The sequence below is a fragment of the Acinetobacter sp. UBA2581 genome, assembly GCF_002339435.1.
Lineage (GTDB): Bacteria > Pseudomonadota > Gammaproteobacteria > Pseudomonadales > Moraxellaceae > Acinetobacter > Acinetobacter variabilis.
On record NZ_DDLD01000119.1, the window covers coordinates 19,919 to 36,819 of the forward strand.

General features: G+C 43.6%; 11 protein-coding genes. 8 read left to right on the plus strand and 3 right to left on the minus strand.

The window, feature by feature from the left end; all coding sequences use genetic code 11:
* Positions 1-383 precede the first annotated feature (383 nt).
* From B3Q46_RS15085 to B3Q46_RS15105, 5 genes are all read left to right on the plus strand, one after another.
* Positions 384-1,985 carry an isocitrate lyase gene (locus B3Q46_RS15085; protein ID WP_004784773.1) on the plus strand — a complete coding sequence of 534 codons (1,602 nt, stop codon included), beginning with the start codon at positions 384-386 and terminating at the stop codon, positions 1,983-1,985.
* Between the two features lie 256 nt (positions 1,986-2,241).
* Complete coding sequence (locus tag B3Q46_RS15090; protein WP_286716560.1) at positions 2,242-5,337, plus strand: multidrug efflux RND transporter permease subunit; 3,096 nt, start codon at positions 2,242-2,244, stop codon at positions 5,335-5,337.
* Positions 5,338-5,508: 171 nt separating this feature from the next.
* Positions 5,509-8,634, plus strand: a complete 3,126-nt coding sequence (locus tag B3Q46_RS15095; protein WP_004784769.1) for an efflux RND transporter permease subunit — start codon at positions 5,509-5,511, stop codon at positions 8,632-8,634.
* Positions 8,635-8,675: 41 nt separating this feature from the next.
* Complete coding sequence (gene mgtE, locus B3Q46_RS15100; protein WP_004784767.1) at positions 8,676-10,010, plus strand: magnesium transporter; 1,335 nt, start codon at positions 8,676-8,678, stop codon at positions 10,008-10,010.
* 75 nt (positions 10,011-10,085) lie between these two features.
* On the plus strand, positions 10,086-10,667 hold the full coding sequence (locus B3Q46_RS15105) for a DUF4112 domain-containing protein (RefSeq protein WP_004784766.1): 582 nt from the start codon (positions 10,086-10,088) through the stop codon (positions 10,665-10,667).
* 74 nt (positions 10,668-10,741) lie between these two features.
* Here B3Q46_RS15105 and htpX read toward each other — a convergent pair whose 3' ends face one another.
* Positions 10,742-11,647 (minus strand): protease HtpX, encoded by a 906-nt coding sequence (gene htpX, locus B3Q46_RS15110; protein WP_004784764.1) that lies wholly within the window; start codon positions 11,645-11,647, stop codon positions 10,742-10,744.
* Positions 11,648-11,824: 177 nt separating this feature from the next.
* Positions 11,825-12,697, minus strand: coding sequence for a lytic transglycosylase domain-containing protein (locus B3Q46_RS15115; RefSeq protein ID WP_034170191.1), 873 nt, complete (start codon positions 12,695-12,697; stop codon positions 11,825-11,827).
* Between the two features lie 501 nt (positions 12,698-13,198).
* On the opposite strand from B3Q46_RS15115, the gene ttcA reads away from it, so the two are divergent.
* Entirely contained in the window at positions 13,199-14,128 is a 930-nt protein-coding gene (gene ttcA / locus B3Q46_RS15120; protein ID WP_004784760.1) for a tRNA 2-thiocytidine(32) synthetase TtcA, read from the plus strand.
* A 218-nt stretch (positions 14,129-14,346) separates the two neighbouring features.
* Positions 14,347-14,733, plus strand: coding sequence for an SCP2 sterol-binding domain-containing protein (locus B3Q46_RS15125; protein WP_004784757.1), 387 nt, complete (start codon positions 14,347-14,349; stop codon positions 14,731-14,733).
* A gap of 92 nt (positions 14,734-14,825) precedes the next feature.
* Here B3Q46_RS15125 and B3Q46_RS15130 read toward each other — a convergent pair whose 3' ends face one another.
* The gene (locus B3Q46_RS15130; protein WP_104425876.1) at positions 14,826-15,941 is read right to left on the minus strand and encodes a transglycosylase SLT domain-containing protein; all 1,116 of its coding nucleotides are present in this window, start codon (positions 15,939-15,941) and stop codon (positions 14,826-14,828) included.
* 364 nt (positions 15,942-16,305) lie between these two features.
* Here B3Q46_RS15130 and greB point away from each other — a divergent pair, with 364 nt between their 5' ends.
* The gene (gene greB, locus B3Q46_RS15135) at positions 16,306-16,800 is read left to right on the plus strand and encodes a transcription elongation factor GreB (protein ID WP_104425877.1); all 495 of its coding nucleotides are present in this window, start codon (positions 16,306-16,308) and stop codon (positions 16,798-16,800) included.
* The last annotated feature ends 101 nt before the right edge of the window (positions 16,801-16,901 follow it).

Genomic DNA, 16,901 nt, shown 5'->3' on the forward strand with positions numbered 1-16,901 from the left:
AAATAAGTGTTCCAAGTTTTAAGGCTTAGAAAATAGACAAAAATTGCTGAAATTAAGCGCTGCTAAAGTCCTGCAAGACTTAAGTCTAATGAATATTTTTTGCTCTTTTTGTTGATGTTTTAGACAAAATTCAATTTTAAAAATTCAAATATAAAATATAAAATACAATAACTTATAAAATATTGGTCAATATATAATTAGACTTTCATCTACATATTTTTTAAATAAATAATGATAATTCTTGCAGAATATTGGATTAATTTTTCGAAGCCCACTAATCTTTAGCTATCCCAACGGATCGTCGAAAATCTGAACAAGTCATTGAGGGTGTGATTTGAGCGGTTCGTTGCAGAAAAATCCTAATATTAATACAGGAATATATCATGACTACATACCAAACAGCGATTGATGCAATCCGCGAATTAAAAGCGAAATTCGGTAACACTTGGGCAGACATCAGTCCTGAAGATGCTGCGCGTATGCAAATGCAAAACCGTTTCAAAACTGGTTTAGACATTGCTAAATATACAGCGGCGATTATGCGTCGTGATATGGCTGCTTATGATGCCGACTCTAGCAAATACACTCAATCATTAGGCTGCTGGCACGGTTTCATCGCTCAGCAAAAAATGATTGCGAATAAAAAATACTTCGGTACAACTGAACGTCGCTATATCTACCTTTCTGGCTGGATGGTTGCCGCACTTCGTTCAGAATTCGGTCCTCTTCCTGACCAATCTATGCACGAGAAAACTTCTGTTCCTGCATTGATCGAAGAAATCTACACATTCTTACGTCAAGCTGATGCGAAAGAACTGAACGACCTGTTCCGCGCACTTAAAAAAGCTCAAGACGCTGGTGATACAGCTAAAGCTGCTGAAATCACTTCACAAATCGACAACTTCCAAACTCACGTTGTGCCAATCATTGCGGACATCGACGCTGGTTTCGGTAACGAAGAAGCAACTTACTTATTAGCTAAGAAAATGATCGAAGCGGGTGCTTGTGCACTTCAAATCGAAAACCAGGTTTCTGACGCGAAACAATGTGGTCACCAAGCTGGTAAAGTAACAGTTCCACACGAAGACTTCATCGCGAAAATCCACGCTCTTCGCTATGCATTCCTTGAAATGGGTCTTGACGACGGTATCATCGTTGCACGTACTGACTCTGAAGGCGCTGACTTGACTCAAAAAATCCCAGTGGTTAAAGAGCCAGGCGACATCGCTTCTCAATACATCAGCTACTTAGACACTCAAGAAATTGATATCTCTGAAGCACAAGAAGACGAAATCCTGATCAAGCGTGATGGTAAACTTCACCGTCCTAAACGTCTTGCTTCTGGTCTATACCAGTTCCGTGAAGGCACGCAAATCGACCGCGTTGTACTTGACTGCGTAACTAGCTTACAAAACGGTGCTGACCTACTTTGGATCGAAACTGCGACTCCAAACGTTGCTGAAATCGCTCACATGGTTAACCGTGTACGTGAAGTTGTGCCAAATGCGAAACTTGTTTACAACAACTCTCCATCATTCAACTGGACACTGAACTTCCGTCAACAAGCGTACGACCGTTGGGTTGCTGAAGGTAAAGACGTATCTGCATACGACCGCGCTAAATTGATGAGCGCTGAGTACGACGATTCTGAATTGGCTGCTGAAGCTGACGAAAAAGTACGTACATTCCAAGCAGACGCTTCTCGTGAAGCAGGCGTGTTCCACCACTTGATCACTCTGCCTACTTACCACACAGCTGCTCTTTCTACTCATGAGCTTGCTCAAGGTTACTTCGGTTCTGAAGGTATGTTGGCTTATGTTGCTGGCGTACAACGTAAAGAAATCCGCGGTGGTATCGCTTGTGTGAAACACCAAGCAATGGCTGGTTCTGACATCGGTGACGACCACAAAGAAATCTTCGCTGGTGACAACGCGCTTAAAGCGGGTGACGATGCGAAAAACACAATGAACCAATTCTCTGCTTAATCAGCTCTGAATCGATTCTAAAAAAACCCTGCGCAAGCAGGGTTTTTTTATGCCTAACATAAAATGAATAACCCTATAAATTGTTGAAACAGCTAGATGAAAGGCAAAAGCTTCATATTTTCTTCATGATTCAATTTTATACATATTTTTCTGTGATCAAGCCTTGCATTCCCTAGGCCACTGCCTGAATATCCTTAAGCTGACTCAATAATGCAACGCTTTCCATAATTCATTAAATTCAAAGTGATTCAGACTTATGCTGTCTAAGTTTTTCATTCATCGTCCTATTTTTGCAGGTGTACTGGCCATTGTGGTCATGGCCATTGGACTTTTTGCGGTGATGAATTTACCTGTCGAACGTTATCCGGATATTGCACCGCCACGTATTACTGTGGCAACAACTTATACTGGTGCATCTGCAGAAACGGTAGAAGAGAGCGTGACCCAGGTGCTGGAACAGCAAATTAAAGGTATCGACCGCTTGCTGTATTTCAGCTCCAGTAGTGATTCTTCAGGTCGAAGCCGGATCAGCATCAGTTTTGAAAATGGCACCGATCCAGATACAGCACAAGTACAGGTTCAAAATGCGATTAACGGGGTTCTCAATCGTTTGCCTGACGATGTCCAGCGACAGGGCGTGAATGTCTTCAAATCTCTTGGCGATACCCATATGGTCATCGGTCTGTATGATGAATCACGGCGTAGTAGCAATATTGAACTATCTGATTATTTGACCACGCATCTGGAACAGGATATTTCCCGAATTGATGGCATTGGGGAAGTGGATGTTTTTGGTTCACAGTTCGCGATGCGCATCTGGCTGAATCCAGCAAAATTAAAACAATATAACCTGATGCCAAGTGATGTGCGGGCAGCGATTGAATCACAGAATACTCAGGTGGCAGCCGGTGCAATTGGGGACTTGCCGACAGTCGATGATCAGTATCTGAATGCCAAAGTCACATCAGGCAGCCGTTTAAAAACAGTCGAAGAATTTGAAAATATTATTGTGAAGTCTGCCCGGGACGGGAGCTTTATCTATTTAAAAGATGTTGCACGGGTAGAATTGGGTGCGGAAAATTATCAGTCATATAGCACTACCAATGGCTATCCTTCTGCCGGTCTGGGCATTTCACTAGCCTCCGGTGCCAATGCAATTGCGACGTCGAGTCTGATCAAGGCTGAAATCGAGCGACTTTCCCAGCAGTTGCCGGAAGGCTATAAAATTGCTTATCCGCGTGACAATACCCCGTTTGTCAAAGAATCGATTAAAGAAGTCGTTAAAACTTTATTCGAGGCGGTCATTCTGGTCGTCATCGTGATGTTTATCTTCCTGCAAAACTGGCGTGCGACCTTAATTCCGACTGTAACTGTGCCTGTAGTTTTACTCGGAACCATGGCGGTACTTTATGTTTTGGGACTGAGTATTAATACGCTGACTTTGTTTGCCTTAGTACTGGCGATTGGCTTGCTAGTCGATGATGCTATTGTGGTGGTAGAGAACGTTGAACGTCTGATGCATGAGCAGCAACTTACAGCCAAAGCAGCAGCACTGGAATCCATGCAGGAAATCAGCGGAGCACTGATCGGGATTACCCTGGTTTTAACCGCGGTCTTTATTCCCATGGCGTTCTTTGGTGGCTCAACCGGGGTGATCTATCGTCAGTTCTCGATTACGCTCGTGGCAGCGATGTCTCTGTCGCTGATGGTCGCACTGATTCTGACACCTGCACTTTGTGCGCTGATTTTGAAACCGAATCCAAAACCTGCCAAGTGGGCGAGTTGGTTTAACCAGAAACTGGATGATTTGAAGCATCGTTATCTGAAAGTTTCTAATGTCACTCTACAACATAAGGCCATTAGCCTGGTGCTTTTTGCCGGGTTGATCTGTGTATTTGCTTTATTCTACCGCGCCTTACCTACCAGCTTCTTGCCGAGCGAAGATCAGGGTATTCTGAATCTGCAGATCCGGCTACAGGAAGGTGCTCCAATGAAAAACACCATTCAGGTCGGTGAACAGATTCGTCAGTATTTTCTGGAAGAAGAAAAGGACAATATCGACTTGGTCATGTTACGTTATGGCCGTAACTTCTCAGGTACCGGTCAGAACCTGGCGACCGGTTTTGTAGCCTTAAAGCATTGGGATGACCGTTCAGGAGAAGAAAATACTGCGCAGGCGATTCGTGAACGTGCCATGAAGCATTTCCGTAGTAACCGCGATGCCCAAGTCAATATCAGTATGCCGGCTTCAGTGAATGGTTTAGGTCAAACCGACGGCCTGGATTTCTGGATTCGTGATATTAACGGTAATGGCCGTGAGTATCTGGAAGAACAGTTCCAGAATATGCAGGCTGGCGCAGCTCAATATAGGAGCTTTGAAAATCTGGATAAGCGCTCTAATCCGGAAAAAGCCGAACTGAAAGTCAATATTGACCAGAAACAGGCCATGGCCAATGGTCTGAGTCAATCCGCAATTAACAGTACGCTTTCAGCGGCTTGGGGCGGTAATTATATTAATGACTTTATTGATCGTGGCCGGATTAAACGGGTGATTATGCAGGGTGATGCAGAATTCCGTTCCAAACCTGAAGATCTGACACAATGGCATGTACGTAATGACCTGAACGAGATGGTGCCTTTTAGTAATTTCGCTCAGGTGGACTGGAGTGGTGGTCCCGAGGTAGTCAACCGTTTTATGGGCTATACCTCGCTACAAATGCAAGCGGATATGGTCAAAGGTTCCAGTTCTGGTGAAGCGATGCAAGATGTTGAAAATCTGGTGGCAGAACAGGATGGCATTGACGTGGTCTGGAGCGGTTTATCCTTTGAGGAAAAACAATCCAGTAATCAGGCAATCTGGCTTTATCTGGTATCGATCGGTTTTATTTTCCTGTGTTTGGCTGCTTTATATGAAAGCTGGACGATTCCGACTGCGGTCATGTCCGCGATTCCTTTAGGGATTGGTGGGAATATCATTTTTAGTTTTCTGGCAGATTTTCCGAATGATATTTACTTCCAGATTGCTTTGCTGACCACGATTGGTCTGTCCTGTAAGAATGCAATTTTAATTGTAGAGTTTGCGGCATTGGCTCAGGAAAAAGGTAAATCGGTAGTTGAAGCTGCACTTGAGGGTGCGTCATTACGCTTGCGTCCAATCTTAATGACCTCTCTGGCCTTTGGTGCTGGTATTTTGCCACTGGTCTTTGCTTTTGGTGCAGGTGCAGCCAGTCGTCGTGAGATTGGAATCAGTGTTTTTGGTGGAGTGATCTTCGGAACGATACTGGTACTGATTTTTATTCCATTTATGTACGTTTTAATTCGCCAAATGACGACGAAGAAATCACGTACCTAATATCAATACAAAATATTGAGCTCAAAAATCCTCGTTATGACGGGGATTTTTTGTCGAAATTAAAGAGCTAAAGATTGGCTTATATTTAAGCATGGTGTAAAAATTGCTATAGAAATCATCTATTCATGGCGTGTGCACTCTAAAGATGCATTTGATGGAGATTTCTAATTTATGTTGTCGCGCTTTTTTATTTATCGTCCCAAGTTTGCAGCGGTCATTGCAATTTTAATGATGGCCCTTGGGGTATTTGCACTTCAAAAAATTCCCATTGAACATATGCCAAATATGGATACGCCAGCTTTAGGCGTTTCCGCAGGTTATCGTGGTGCATCGGCTGAAACAGTTGAGCAATCGTTGACCCAGATTCTGGAACAGGCGATAAAAGGCATTGAAGGTCTGGAAACCTTTCACTCCAGCAGTTCGGTGGGACGGGCTCAACTTACGCTGCAATTTGAGCAAGGGGTCGATCTTGATCAAGCCCAGTTACAGGTTCAAAACGCCGTCAATGGCGTATTGAGCCGCTTACCTGAAGAGACGCAGCAGGGCGGAGTCAATGTTTATAAATCAGGGTATGACCAGTTTGCACTGTTAAGTTTATATGATGAGAGTGGGCAGAGTAGCGTCACCGAACTTTCAGATTATTTGATGGTGCATGTGGAACCGCGTTTGTCACGTATCGAAGGTGTGGGGGAAATTGACCTGTACGGTGCAGGTTATGCCATGCGGATCTGGCTAAATCCGCATAAGTTGCAGCAGTTTAACCTGATGCCAAGCGATATTCGCAATGCCATTGAAACCCAGAACGCACCCCTAGCTTCAGGCGCAATTGGGGGTTTGCCGACGATGCAGGATCAATATCTCAATGCCAAGGTCAGTGCGGGTTCACGTTTAAGCAGCGTGAAAGAATTTGAGAATATTATTGTTAAAACCACGGATTCCGGTTCATTGCTGTACTTAAAAGATGTGGCACGGGTAGAACTAGGTGCAGAGAGTTATAACCACATTAACTATACCAACGGACAGCTCTCTTCAGCTTTATCGATTACTTTGGCGCCACGGAGTAATGCCATTGCAGTTTCCAAACAGATTCAAGACGTATTAAAAAACGCTCAGGCCAATTTGCCACCGCACTATCAGTTGCAAATGACCATGGACAAAACTCCATTTATCACCAGCTCAATTGAACAGGTAGCTAAAACTCTAGTTGAAGCCATTATTCTGGTCATTGTGGTGATGTTTATCTTCCTGCAAAACTGGCGTGCCACGATTATTCCGGCCGTTACGATTCCGATTGTGGTTTTGGCAACCTTTGCTGTGCTGTATGTCTTGGGTATGACTCTGAATAACTTTACCTTGTTTGCCCTGATCTTGGCCATCGGTCTGCTAGTCGATGATGCCATTGTAGTGGTGGAAAACATTGAACGCCTGATGCAGGACGAACATCTGGATGCCAAAGCGGCTGCCTTAAAATCCATGCAGGAAATGAGCGGGGCACTGGTCGGTATTACGCTGGTACTTACTGCAGTATTTATCCCGATGGCTTTCTTTGGCAGTATCACTGGAGTGATTTATCGTCAATTTTCTATCACTTTGGTGGTAGCGATGTTGCTGTCTTTATTCGTGGCCTTGGTGATTACCCCAACATTTGCGGCACAACTCCTCAAACGCAAACCTTATCAGGCTCGCTGGGCACAGCGCTTTAACCATGGCATGGATCAGCTCAATGCCAGTTACCAAAAAGTTTCAGCTCGAAGCATGCAATTGAAATTCACGATGTTGGCACTGTTTGGTGTGTACATAATGGGCTTCGGCTGGGTATATAAGTATTTGCCGGAAGGATTGATGCCCACTGAAGACATGGGTTTTGCTATGGGGCAGATTGTCATGCCTGGCAATGCACCGCGTACAGAAGTCGAACAAGTCGGGCGTGAAGTACAAGATTATTTGATGAAACATGAATCGGAACGCATTCAGAGTGTAGGTGTCTGGTATAGTGGCAACAATGTCGGTGTAGGTCCGTATCGTGGGCAGCTTTTTGTGGTATTAAAAGACTGGGCTGAGCGCAAAAATCCTGAAGATTCGGTCTTTGCTATTGTCGATCGAGCACAGAAACACTTTGCCAATCATGCCAATGCCCAAATTTTCTTTATGGCACCTTCCATGTCAAGTAATGGTCGTGTAGTCGATTTCTGGTTGCAAGACCTGGATTATAAAGGGGCTGAATTTTTACAGGAGGCATTTGGCCAGATTGAAGCGCGTGCCCAAGGCAAATCATCGATTGAATTTTTACAGCTGGATCAACCTAAAGAAAGTGCTGAGCTGAATATCAAACTTGATGCAGAACGTGTGTTAAAGCATTCCATTCCTCAGCAAAATGTAAACAGTACTTTGGCTGCAGCATGGGGTGGAACTTACATCAATGACTTTATTGATCGCGGGCAGATTAAACGTGTGATTATGCAGGGTGAGGCAGAATACCGTTCCAAACCTGAAGATCTGGCCTTCTGGCATGTACGCAATCAAAAAGGTGAAATGCTGTCATTTAACCAGTTCAGTAGTCTGAATTGGCAGGGCGGGCCGAACAGTATTAACCGTTATATGGGCTATAACGCTGTTCCAGTCTATGCAGGGATTCCAAAGGACAAGTTTTCCAGTCAGACCATGCAGGATGTTGAAGCATTGGTAGATGCCCAGGAAGGTGTGAATCTGGCCTGGAGCGGAGCCGCATTGGAAGAAAAGCGCAGCAGCGGTCAGGCGATTTTTCTTTATGTGATTTCGATTGCCTTTATTTTCCTGTGCTTAACCGCTTTATATGAAAGTTGGACCATTCCTGCGGCCGTGATCAGTGCCATCCCATTGGGCGTAGGCGGCAGTATCTTATTTTGCTGGGTCTTTGGTTTCGCCAATGATATCTTTTTTCATATTGCCTTGCTGACGACGATTGGTCTGTCCTGTAAAAATGCCATTTTGATTGTGGAGTTTGCTGCACAGGCAGAGAAAGCAGGAAAAACAGCTATAGCTGCAGCTTTAGAGGGAGCAAGTTTACGCTTGCGGCCTATTCTCATGACTTCTATTGCTTTTGCTGCGGGAGTAATCCCTTTGATTTTCGCTTCTGGGGTCAGTGCGATCAGCCGTCAGGAAATTGGTGCCAGCGTTTTGGGCGGGGTCATTTTTGCGACTATTCTGGTGTTATTCTTTATCCCATTTATGTATGTGTTAATCCGAAACCTGTTTCGTGTCAAAGCAACAAATAAAGTTATACAAATCAATCAGGAAAATGAGGAATACTCACTCTAGGGCGGGTATGTTTCATACCTGCATGGAATGATGGTAGGGAAATGCAGCACCAAGAAAAAATACAGCAACTACATGAGACTCTGCTGACAGGGGAAAATAATATTCATCAGCTTTTACAAAAGCTGAATATTGCCGATCAGGCCAGAATTTTGTCTGAACTTGGACCAGCGGAACGCTGTCACCATTTCAGGCAGCTGGAACGTCAGGCAGAAGTACTGGAGTACTTGCCACTGGCCATGCAAATCCAGCTGGCCTATCAATTTCCTCTGGAGCAACTGGCCAGTCTGATGGATGCCATGCATTCCGATGACTTCATTGATTTATACAAGCAGATGCCCTGTGAAGTGCAGCAGCAGTTACTTGGCAAATTATCCACCCAGTCGCTACAAACCCTGCGAGAGCTGCATGCTTATCCGGAAGAAACTGCCGGTGCATTAATGAGTTCAGACTTCGTCACGCTTGCTCCCGAGTTGAGCATGACTGAAGCGATTGAAACGCTACGTGATATTGCGGGGAATCATGACACCTTATATCTGATCTATATTGTCGATGAAAAACAGCATCTGCTCGGCGTAATTTCCTTGCGACAAATTATTCAGGCACGGCCGGATGCCACTATTAATGAGGTCATGACCACAGATGTAGTCTATGCCACGGTAGATGAGGATCAGGAGCAGGTCGCCCGTACCTTGGCCTATTATGATTTTATCGCCTTGCCTGTGGTCGACGCGACCCAGAAGCTGGTCGGGATTATTACTTATGATGATGCCATGGATATTGCAGAGGCAGAAAGCACCGAGGATATTTTAAAATCCGGTGCAGTGACGCCTTTGAATGAGCTGAGCCTGAAAACTGCACCGATTCTCAGACTGTATCAGAAACGGGTATTCTGGCTGGTTATTCTGGTGTTTGGCAGTCTGCTCTCCGGAATCGGGATTGCCCATTTTGAAGATATTATTTCCACCCATATTGTGCTGGTATTTTTCTTGCCATTGTTGGTGGGAAGTGGGGGGAATGCTGGCTCACAATCTGCCACCCTAATGGTGCGTGCCTTGGCAACAGGCGATGTGCAGTTTAAGGACTGGTTTAGCTTGCTTGGTCGTGAATCTCTAGTTGCCTTATGTCTGGGTGGAACGATGGCCATTGCAGTATCAATTCTGGGTTATATTCGAGGCGACTGGATGGTCGCTGTTGTACTCGCTTTAAGTATGTTAGGTATTGTACTGATGGGATGTCTAATCGGCATGAGTTTACCCTTTATTCTCAATAAATTGAAAATGGACCCAGCCAGTGCATCAGCACCTCTGGTGACTTCAATTTGTGATGCCACCGGGGTGATTATTTACTTGTTTATTGCCTCTCAATTATTGTTTTAAATACTTAGCAATTACAGCTTAAATAGAAAAAATACTTTATGCTCAATTACATCAGTCTCATTTCTGGAAGAACCTATGCCTGATCCCGGACAGAAAAATAAACTGAGCCAACAGGATGTCATTCGGCTGGAGCGGGATCTGGCCAAGTTCGCCAATATGATGGATTCGGTGGTACGGATTCCATTTACCAAGCAGGGCGTCGGGGCAGATGCTGCTTTGAGTACCATTCCGGTAGCAGGAGATATCGCAGGTTTTGTATTGACCAGTTATGCGATTTATAAAGCCCGTCAGATCGGGGTATCGAATGAAAAATTAAAGCCAGTCCTGAAAATGGCCGTCATGGATGCTGTGGTCGGCTTTATTCCTGTAGCGGGAACAATATTTGATATTTTCATTCGTCCTAGCCGTAAGGCACTGGATATTGTGCATCAGCATATCCGGGACGAATACCAGATCCGTACCGATCATCATGTGGTGCATCCATTTCTGCATGAAAGTCTGGAACGCAGACAACAGCAATCCGCTTTCTGGCGTAATCCTGTGGTGGCCTGGATCTGGATTCATCTGCCAGATCTTTTAGGAACTTTCTTCTTGATTCTGTTAATTATGGCTATTGGCTGGGGCACAATGCAGCTTTTTCAATGGTTTAAAGCCTGAAGGTTTATCAATATAAACTTAATAAAAAAGCCTGCATTCGCAGGCTTTTTTCTATCAAGCAATTAATATATTGCTTAAGGGCAATCGAGTTGTTGCAAAGCAGCAACACGTTGTTCAATCGTTGGGTGAGTCTGGAACAGAGCCGCCAGACTAAAACCTTGTTCCTGACCAGCTGCAATCGCAAAGGCTTTCATTTCTTTCGGCATAGCATCCGGCATTTCTGATTCAGCCTGTAAACGTAATAACGCTGAAATCATCGCCTGTTTGCCTGCCAAACGTGCACCTGCCTCATCAGCACGATACTCACGGTAGCGTGAGAACCACAATACGATTGCAGAAGCCATAATACCAAATACGATATCCAGCACAATGGTAATCACAAAATAGCCAATACCTGGTGCTTCACCTTCTTCACGGCCGAAGATTGTACGGTCTACGAAATCACCAACTACACGGGCAAAGAACATGACAAATGCGTTGACCACACCTTGAATCAAAGCCAGTGTCACCATATCGCCATTGGCAACGTGACCGATCTCATGCGCCAGTACCGCGCGAAGTTCATCTTTATTCATGCGTTCAAGCAGACCCGTGGACACAGAAACGAGCGCATCGTTCTTGTTCCAGCCTGTTGCAAAAGCATTTGACTGATAAGATGGGAAAATACCCACTTCCGGCATCTTAATGCCAGCGCGCTGAGAAAGTTGCGCAACTTCTTGTAATAACCATGCTTCTGCCTGGTTACGAGGGGCATTTGGGTCAATCAGTTCAGTACCGGTTGTTTTTTTCGCCATCCATTTAGACATGAAAAGGGAAATCAGTGATCCCACCATACCGAACACAAAACAGATCACCAACAGGTTGCCTAGATTCAAGCCACCCGCGCCATGGTAACTACCGACACCGAAGAGTGACAGGATAATGCCAGCTACAACCAGTACCGCGAGGTTGGTTAGCAAGAACAAACCAATCCGCATCATTGAGAAATCCTCTTATTATAAAAAAATAATCTGATTAGAAAATGAAAATCATTGAAATCAATATGGGGTGAAATGACTAAAAATTCAAGAAAAAAATGGCCCTAGATCACAAAACACAGCTTTATTTTTTGCTACATTTTCGCTAAGGCCATTCAGAATCAAATGATTTTGATTTTTTTATTCACTTAAATAAATTTTAGCTGCTGCTGTTGCATTCGCCGTTGCATAAGAACCCATCGGTGCATCGGTATAACTGCCATCAGCATTCATAATAATCTGACGCTGATACTTGGCTGCCTGAATGTGCGAAGTGCTGCTGCTATCATTGGAGTAGTTCGCTGAACTGGCAATGATGCGGCCTTCACTGGATGGTGTGTTAGACGTGGTTGTACTTGCACTCAGGCCATGAGTATACAGGTTTTGAAAACGGCTGGTCACACGGCGCACATAATCCTGGGTTTCCCGGAAAGGCGGGATTCCACCGTATTTACTGACATTGCCTTCACCGGCATTATAGCCCGCCAGTGCCAAGCTGGTATTGCCATTAAAACGCTTTAATAACCAGGCCAGATATTTAGCACCCGCCATAATATTCTGATGCGGATCATAAGCATTACTGACATTAAAGCGACGTGCTGTGGCTGGCATCAGCTGCATCAAACCTTGTGCACCCACAGGGGAGCGGGCATGGGTATTAAAACCGGATTCAGTATGCATGACTGCTTTAATTAAACCTTCAGACACACCATAAGTCTGTGCGGCCTGACGAATGATCGAATCAAAAGCATTCTTATTCTTGCTATAGCTAGGCAAAACCGACGACTCGCTGCTGCCCCAGTTACTATAGCTATGAATATTGCTATCCGGATAATAAGTCTTCTTTTCGACCTGAAGATGATTATAACGGCTCTTCTTATTGGTCAATAAGGTACTGCCGTTTTTATCACGCAACTGATAGATGGTTTCACCGGCATACACCAAATGACTACAGCTCAGCATAACCAAGCTACCCATCAGTTGACACCCCAAGAAATACGTCTTTATTTTCATTGTTTATATTTGATAAATAATAAGCTAGAAAAATTCATGGATGAGTTTAACAAAAAATTACGTAATGCACAGCCTTATACGCTGCATTTATAAACGAGTATGTAAACAGGAACGCCTGTCAATATTTTGAACACTAAAATATTTTTTTTATTTAATTTAAAACCTTAGGGTTGACAGGTTTAAGTTATTGATTTTAATAATAAAATAAATTGATCAAAAAATGATCAATTTAAAGAAAAGCCTTAAATTTTGAGGTGAACAAGTTGTCAAGTCCATTTCAATCCACAAAGTTATCCACAGCTTTTGTGGACAACTGTGGAAAAGTCCAAAAGATAAGCATCTCGCCTAAAAATTGAACTAAATCGTTCAATATATCAATCAAAATAAAACATGAAAATGAAACTAATATGGCATTTGTATGAAAATAAATTCTTTTGATGCGATACGGAACCGAATCAGCTAAAATTGCGCGGTATTTTTATTTATGGGTTATTCTCGTCTATGTACTCGCCAGTTGAATCCGAGCAAGGATTTAATTTCAAACCTGAACTGCCAACAAGCTCTGCCTACTACCGTTTGTTGAAGAAGCTTCGCCGCCAGGTCGGACATGCCATTCGCGACTTCAAGATGATTGAAGACGGCGACAAGGTCATGGTGTGTATTTCTGGTGGTAAAGACAGTTATACCTTGCTTGATATCCTGCTTCAGTTTAAACGCATTGCACCGATCAATTTTGATGTAGTGGCAGTTAACCTGGACCAGAAACAGCCCGGTTTCCCGGAAGATGTATTACCGCGTTATTTAGAAGAAAATAACATTCCGTATTACATCTTGGAAAAAGATACCTACAGCATTACTAAAAAACTGACACCGGAAGGCAAGACTTACTGTGCAGTATGCTCACGTCTGCGCCGTGGTTCTTTGTACGGTTTTGCTCAGGAAATTGGGGCGACTAAAGTGGCGCTGGGGCATCACCGTGATGATATTCTGGCAACATTCTTCCTGAACCTGTTCCATGGGGGCAGCCTGAAAGCCATGCCACCAAAATTGCTGTCTTCTGACAAAAAGAATATCTTAATTCGTCCATTGGCCTATGTGGAAGAAAAAGACATCATCAAATATGCACAGATGCGTCAATTTCCAATTATTCCATGTAATTTATGTGGCTCTCAGGAAAATCTTCAACGTGCCATTATCAATGACATGTTACGTGAATGGGACAATGCGCATCCAAAACGTTTGCACAGCATCTTTGGTGCCTTACAAAATGTTTCACCATCTCAGTTAGTTGACCGTGAATTATTCGACTTTGAAATTCTGGACAGTCAGCGCGAATTCGATTTCAAAGGCAGCAGCTGTTCAACTGAAGAGGCGGTAGAAGGTGAGAACCGCCGCATCAATATGGTCAATCTGGGCTTTGCAGCAGACTAATCGACCTATATAAAGTTAAGCCGATACAGGTATGGGCTACGGCCGATGCCTGAATCAAAAATAATGTAAGATAAGAACTACAAAAATTGAACGGTGCGTACAAAATTCGTTAGCCTTTGCCATAATGATCATGTTATAACAAGTCACAAGCATAATAGCTTCAACCTGATGTCGTCTGGATAGTCGACACAAATGAATAAATAAATTGAGGAAAGATCATGCCTGCTTTTTTAACTGATGATTGGTTTTCGACTGTAGACACGCTCACTGCACAAGCTGGTGATTTGGATTTGCCACCTGCTTTGGCAAATCTAGCAATTAATTTGGTCGTTGCAGACACTACAGGTAATACAGAATTATCTTTGGAAGGTGGCGCGATTAAAAAAGGTTTGTCTCCAAATGCAAAAACAACATTGAACATGGATGGCGAAACCTTACGTAAAGTTTTCCTTGAGTTTGATATGGCGGCTGCAATGCAAGCTTTCATGACAGGTAAGATCAAGGTGCAAGGTGATATGTCTCAATTGATGGCATTGCAAACAGCGAAGCCAAGCCAAGCTCAAAAAGACCTATTCAAGAAAGTTCTTGAAAATACCACAGCTTAATAGTCTTGATCTAAAAAGCTGAAGTAACAAAAAAGCTTACCCTGAGGTAAGCTTTTTTTATGGCTGAATAGCTAGATTTAAATTGATCAGACTTAAATATTCACTAGCTGTGGGGTGGTCTTGATGTGTTCCAGATAGGCGCGGATACGGGTCACGTATTGAAGGGCCTGACGGTAACGACCATTACTGGCTTTATTCTGTTCCAGATAAGCATACAGGTTTACCCAATTATTCGGATTCTTGCCTTGAGCCTGAATACGTTTTTGCAGCTGATTCACAGCACCGGGGCCCATGTTATAGGCAACCAAAGCAAACCAATTACGATCCGGATAAGGAATATGTTCATAACGGCTCAGCATCTGATCATAGTATTTGGCACCCCCATCAATACTTTCGCCTGGATCTGTCCGGTTACTAACCCCCATCGCTTTTGCGGTAGAGCTTGTTAGCATCATCAGACCGCGGACACCGGTGGGAGATACGGAGTTTGGCTTTAGATAGGATTCTTGGTAACCGATCGCGGCGAGCAGGTGCCAGTCCAGATCGTACTGCTGAGCAGATTTCTGAAAGCTCGCCTTGTATGTGGGGAGGCGCTGGTTCAGGTCCTGTTGAATTTCATCCCAAGAATGCTCTTCTACTACATTCTGATTGTAGAAGGAAGCAAGTTGCTTGATCGCACCGCTTTGTTTGCCTTGACAGACAAAAGCACTAGCGGTTTGACTCAAGGGATCACTAGCTGATTTAAATACCAGATTCAGATTGGCATTCAGTCCATTACTGGCCAGTGAAGACTCATCACCACAAGTGGCAGAAAAAGCCGTTAAACGCTGTTGTTCAATCGTACCCAGATCAGTGGTGGTCATGGCCAGATTGGCTTTGCCCTGGGCTACCCATTTCAGGGCCGTGGCATTATCCGGAACAGTTTTAAAATCCAGCTTAACATTCAGGCTGTTGGCATAGTTGCGAACCAGGTCGTAACCAAAACCATGCTGATGTTGTCCATTCTGAAACACAGTCGTTGGACTTTGAACTGCGACGACGGTGAGTTTGTTGCTATTTACCACATGATCATATTGAAGTGTGGTTTTAGTGGCATTGATACTATGAAAGGGGATAAGTGCCGTACTCAGTACCAGTGCTTTTACAGGGAGAGAAGAGATAAAAGAGCTAAGGCAAAGCCTCGACCCAGTGGTTGAACTACTGTGCATGTTGTCTCCGCTACAAGTAATTTATGCTTTAAAAATCACAGCCAATACTAGCCAGAAACTTTTAAAAGTTTGATAAATTCAATAAGGGTTGGGCAGTCATGACGTCATTCAAAAATGACTAAATTGATCGGGAAATATGTAGAAAAACTACATAGATTAAAAAATAAGCGATTCCAAAAGTAGGGTGCATATTAAAGATCAAAAAATTAATTGTCAAATTTTGTATATAATTTATTTTTTAAATGTAATTTAAGTTGTTAAATTTATTGAAGAAAAAAATTGCACATTCTGGCTTGTCCTAAAACTCCAAATAAAATAAGCTCTTAATGTCTAAAAACTGGTTCAAAATTGGCAATTAAAACACATGAAATCTAACCTGATTACCCGTGGTGGACACGACAAATTGGTGGCAGAACTTAAAAATCTCTGGCATGAAGAACGTCCTGAAATTACCAAAAAAGTGAACTGGGCAGCCAGTCTCGGCGACCGTTCGGAAAACGCAGATTACCAGTATAACAAACAGCTTTTACGTAAAATTGATCGTCGGGTTCGTTATCTGGGCAAGCGGCTGGAAGAGCTGAGAATTGTTGATTTTTCTCCTGAACAGGAAGGTAAAGTTTATTTTGGTGCCTGGGTTGAAATTGAAAATGAACAGGGTGAGCAGAAGAACCTTCGGATCGTAGGCGTCGATGAAATTTATGATCATCATCCGCAGCATATTTCGATTGATTCCCCAATGGCGCGTGCCCTGTTAGGCAAGTCAGTGGATGATGAAGCTGAGGTGATAACGCCATCCGGCAAGAAACTCTGGTTTATCAATTCAATTCGCTATGAAAAGCCAGGAAATTCAGAAGATTAATGAAATTGATTTTATTTTGTGCAGTTGATGCAGAGAAATTGGAAAAATATTTGCCAAGCGCAATTTTTATTTATATGATGGCGGCCATGGAAGCGTGGCAG